A 3,763-nucleotide genomic window follows, 5' to 3' on the forward strand; every position below is an offset into this window, starting at 1 on the left:
CCGCATCATCGTGGAGTTTCTCACAAAGGTCGGCCTCAGCATCGAGATCAAGCTCGTTAAGCTTCTCCAGCAGGAGCAGAGACTGATTCTGGATGAATTTAGCCATGTTCAGCGCTGTTTTCTGTTGTTTCGTCATAAGGGATCTCAGAGCATCAGTGCTCAGTGTAAAACCGGTAAGGGGGTCGGATGTACGAATGGTTCAGAGAACGGATCTGAGGTAATCCTGTAGTTATTTTGTAGTTTATCTGTAGTCATCGCACTAAAAATCAGGATTAAGTCATCAACTTTTGTAGTCTTCCTGTAGTTTACCTGTAGTCCGGAAAAATAATCCGTTCATGCAAGCATGAACGAAGCAGTTAAAGACGCTTTTTCGTCGCCGATGCTCCTTAACCTGCGCAGATCACGCGGCCAGAATGATAATTTTTTGCCCCTTAAATGGTCATACACCTAACGCAGCCGCGACTTTCATCGCAACTGCATGAATTAAAAGGTAAAAACTGAAATCTCCGTTTGTTTATGTAATACGCAACGTATTACAATCACCTGTAATCGCATGAAAATAAAGAAATAAAATGTAATACCGGCGTATTACCACGTACGCGGGCAAGCGAAAAAGCTATAACGCTTCCCGGCCGACAGGCGGCCCAGAATCCACAGGGGCATGCAGGTTCTCTTCAGTAACCTGCGCCATTAAATCAAAAAGGTCATATTCGCCGGGAAGCTGCGTATCAGTCGAATCCAGTTTTTCATCATATTCAGATGGCATGGGGTGATATCCAGTAGCTGAGAGGTTGTTAGCGGTTTTAGGGGTGCAGCCCTGAACCCGTCACGTAGCACTAGCGGTAGACTGGCTTGATATGTTGCCATGAGCGAAAGGTCAGGTGAAGTGCGCCATGCAGGGTGTGAAATATGCATGACCAGAGTGTCCTGTGAACCATGCCAAGGCAGTGGCTCTTCCGCTTCCTCGCTCACTGACTCGCTACGCTCGGTCGTTCGGCTGCGGCGAGCGGTGAAGGTGTCTTTGTGGGGATGTTTTTGATTCTCTGGCTTTAAATGTACAAAAGCCCCGTGACAGAATCACAGGGCTTCGGTACTCTAATTCTTCGCAGATACCTGCCAGGAATAGACGTCAGAAATCAAATCCTAGCAGGGCTGGCTAGCATTGTCACTACCAGCTTAATACCATTCAACGACATTAAAATAATATCTGCACCTTAGACACTCAGGTCTACGCCCCGGACTCCGGCAGGATAAACAGGCAATTGGTGGATATGTAACTTAACCGCAAAAGAGTTAAGCTCTACCCCGTCTCGCTGTACGATAACAAGCACCTGATAAAACGAGTGTCTAAGAAAGTAGTAAGCGGAGTAGTGTGATTGAAAACGTCGGACACTACTCCCACACAATCGAACCTTTTGCAGGGTGAGACACACAAGAAACGAGCTGGACGAAGGTCGCTACGCTCCCCGTGATTTTTATATACCCACCACGGGGGCATTAGGTTTTTTTTGACAAAAAAAGGATGTATCCATGAGTGATTTGCAGAATAAACTCGTATTTAGTGAAAGCCCTCGAGTTGAGCTTGGTTCTAATTTTTTCATCAACGTCCCAGTAATACTTCAGTATAAAGACACCCCACTTATTAGTGTTGAGAGTGCGGTTGATGCTAGTTTCACTACCAGCATCCCTATCTATCACAACGATGGAACATACCTGGCCCTGGCTAAAGGAACGCAGCTCTACCGTACTGAAGAAGGTAGAAAGGCAGGAGTGACTCTCCGGTATGAAGATAAGGTAACTGTTTGTCTTCTTAACGGGAAAGAGGTATTCGAGCTCAGAAGACAAAGCGCAGCTGCACTAAAAGCAGAGGCTGAGCTTTATGTTCCTGATGGAAAGCTAATAAGTTATCGAGGATCCTCGCCAAAGTTGTTCAGCACGGAAAACAATCAACTAGCTATACGCGGTTTAGTGATGTCCGGATCAACATTCAGCGGGTGTAAAATAGGGATATTGCTAGATGAAAACAGCATAGCGATTGGTGTAAATCCGTAGCCGCGTTGGTTATTTCTTGCGCACGCAATAAAAGATGATGGTTTATCCCGCTCACCTGTATTTACCATAACATCCGTTATCAGCACCACCTGAGAGGCCCTCAGGGCGTTTCTGACGGGAAAGCGGTAAAACAGGCAACAAACCACCCGAAAACCCGCCAGAAACGCGCAGGCTCTGTTTTTACGGCATGCATGAGTATGCGCGCAAGTGCATAGCGCGGAAATTCACGCCATTCAGCCAGGGTAAGTCCTGTTTCCGGCGTTCTTCCTATCCGAAAACGGTGAACGGGGACGCAATTTATTGCGTGGCCGTGAAGCGTTGCCGGCGCAGCCGGAAAACCGGTTTTCAGCACGATCAGGAATCGGGTTCGTCGACGGCCGGCAATCACGTTATGGCAAGTCGCCGGACGACTCACCACACGATTCACCGGCGATTCGACTCGTGACTTGACTCTAGAGTCGTCAAGGTCAAAAAAACACCAAAATAACGATTCGACTCTAGAGTCAAGTCGTCATAAGTTACTGATAGTCTTAAGTGAGTCGTCGATGACTCTATGACGAGTCGTCGGCAAGTCGTACACGAATCACCGACGACTTGGATTGACCTTACAGAAGGTAATACTGCGTAATTTAATAACAACCAACTGACTGATATTAATGAGTTATCTGCAAAAATTTAATTTTGCGTGGGGTGTGGATATTTTTAGTGTGAGGAGCGTTCAGAGATCTGGCGATTTTTGGGAAGGTTCACGAACGCCCCGGCATGGCCGGAGAGGAAAACTCAAGCATGGCGGGATCAGGATTTTTTCCAGAATTTCCACCACGGGGAATGGGGTGGTGAAGAAGGTTCGTGCTTGTGCTCCAGAAGCTGCATAGCCTGACGAAGGGAATCAATATGCTCATCTCGAGCCTTAACAGCCCCTTTAAGACCATCGTTTTCAGCTTCAAGTAAAGCGATTCTATGTTGTAAATCATGTAAACCAACGCTGTTAATACCTGTAGATTCTGCGTCACTTTTTACATCATATTTTACAGCATCGATTACACCATCAAGAGGACCAAATACTCTAATAAGCTCTGATGTATCAATAACTTTAATACCCTTCCCGTGCTTTACAACAGAGGTGTAACTTAACTTACCACTGTTAATCATCTTGTAAATAGTAGGGCGACTAACCTTAACAAGCCGTGCTGCTTCACTAATAGACACTCTGGCCATCAGTTACCATCCTGTAATGCATCCAGTCTCGAGGACAGTGTACGGAAAAGATGCTCCGCATCATCGTGGAGTTTCTCACAAAGGTCGGCCTCAGCATCGAGATCAAGCTCGTTAAGCTTCTCCAGCAGGAGCAGAGACTGATTCTGGATGAATTTAGCCATGTTCAGCGCTGTTTTCTGTTGTTTCGTCATAAGGGATCTCAGAGCATCAGTGCTCAGTGTAAAACCGGTAAGGGGGTCGGATGTACGAATGGTTCAGAGAACGGATCTGAGGTAATCCTGTAGTTATTTTGTAGTTTATCTGTAGTCATCGCACTAAAAATCAGGATTAAGTCATCAACTTTTGTAGTCTTCCTGTAGTTTACCTGTAGTCCGGAAAAATAATCCGTTCATGCAAGCATGAACGAAGCAGTTAAAGACGCTTTTTCGTCGCCGATGCTCCTTAACCTGCGCAGATCACGCGGCCAGAATGATAATTTTTGCCCCTTAAATGG

Annotated in this window: 5 protein-coding genes; 1 reads left to right on the top strand and 4 read right to left on the bottom strand. The window is 46.2% G+C overall.

The genetic code is table 11. The annotated features are described in order from the left end of the window. Together HMPREF1024_RS00230 and HMPREF1024_RS31515 are read right to left on the bottom strand one after the other, a co-directional pair. Positions 1-136, bottom strand: a 136-nt coding sequence (locus tag HMPREF1024_RS00230; protein WP_009310067.1) for a Rop family plasmid primer RNA-binding protein, incomplete at its 3' end; no start/stop codon positions are given. Positions 137-616: 480 nt separating this feature from the next. Then, positions 617-766, bottom strand: coding sequence for a hypothetical protein (locus HMPREF1024_RS31515; RefSeq protein ID WP_009310068.1), 150 nt, complete (start codon positions 764-766; stop codon positions 617-619). Between the two features lie 764 nt (positions 767-1,530). Here HMPREF1024_RS31515 and HMPREF1024_RS00225 point away from each other — a divergent pair. Next, positions 1,531-2,052, top strand: coding sequence for a hypothetical protein (locus tag HMPREF1024_RS00225; protein WP_009310069.1), 522 nt, complete (start codon positions 1,531-1,533; stop codon positions 2,050-2,052). A gap of 795 nt (positions 2,053-2,847) precedes the next feature. On the opposite strand, the gene HMPREF1024_RS0127910 is transcribed toward HMPREF1024_RS00225, so the two are convergent. After that, positions 2,848-3,270: a helix-turn-helix domain-containing protein gene (locus HMPREF1024_RS0127910; RefSeq protein ID WP_032451468.1), complete on the bottom strand. Its 423-nt coding sequence runs from the start codon at positions 3,268-3,270 to the stop codon at positions 2,848-2,850. Further along, positions 3,270-3,461, bottom strand: a complete 192-nt coding sequence (locus HMPREF1024_RS00220) for a Rop family plasmid primer RNA-binding protein (protein WP_000166328.1) — start codon at positions 3,459-3,461, stop codon at positions 3,270-3,272. The genes HMPREF1024_RS0127910 and HMPREF1024_RS00220 overlap by 1 nt, the downstream gene beginning before the upstream one ends. Between the last annotated feature and the right edge of the window lie 302 nt (positions 3,462-3,763).

The sequence above is a fragment of the Klebsiella sp. 4_1_44FAA genome (genome assembly GCF_000238715.1).
Lineage (GTDB): Bacteria > Pseudomonadota > Gammaproteobacteria > Enterobacterales > Enterobacteriaceae > Klebsiella > Klebsiella pneumoniae.

Coding starts and splice junctions, on each gene's coding strand:
- HMPREF1024_RS31515 (WP_009310068.1), bottom strand. CDS start 766: ATGCCATCTGAATATGATGAAAAACTGGATTCGACTGATACGCAGCTT.
- HMPREF1024_RS00225 (WP_009310069.1), top strand. CDS start 1,531: ATGAGTGATTTGCAGAATAAACTCGTATTTAGTGAAAGCCCTCGAGTT.
- HMPREF1024_RS0127910 (WP_032451468.1), bottom strand. CDS start 3,270: ATGGCCAGAGTGTCTATTAGTGAAGCAGCACGGCTTGTTAAGGTTAGT.
- HMPREF1024_RS00220 (WP_000166328.1), bottom strand. CDS start 3,461: ATGACGAAACAACAGAAAACAGCGCTGAACATGGCTAAATTCATCCAG.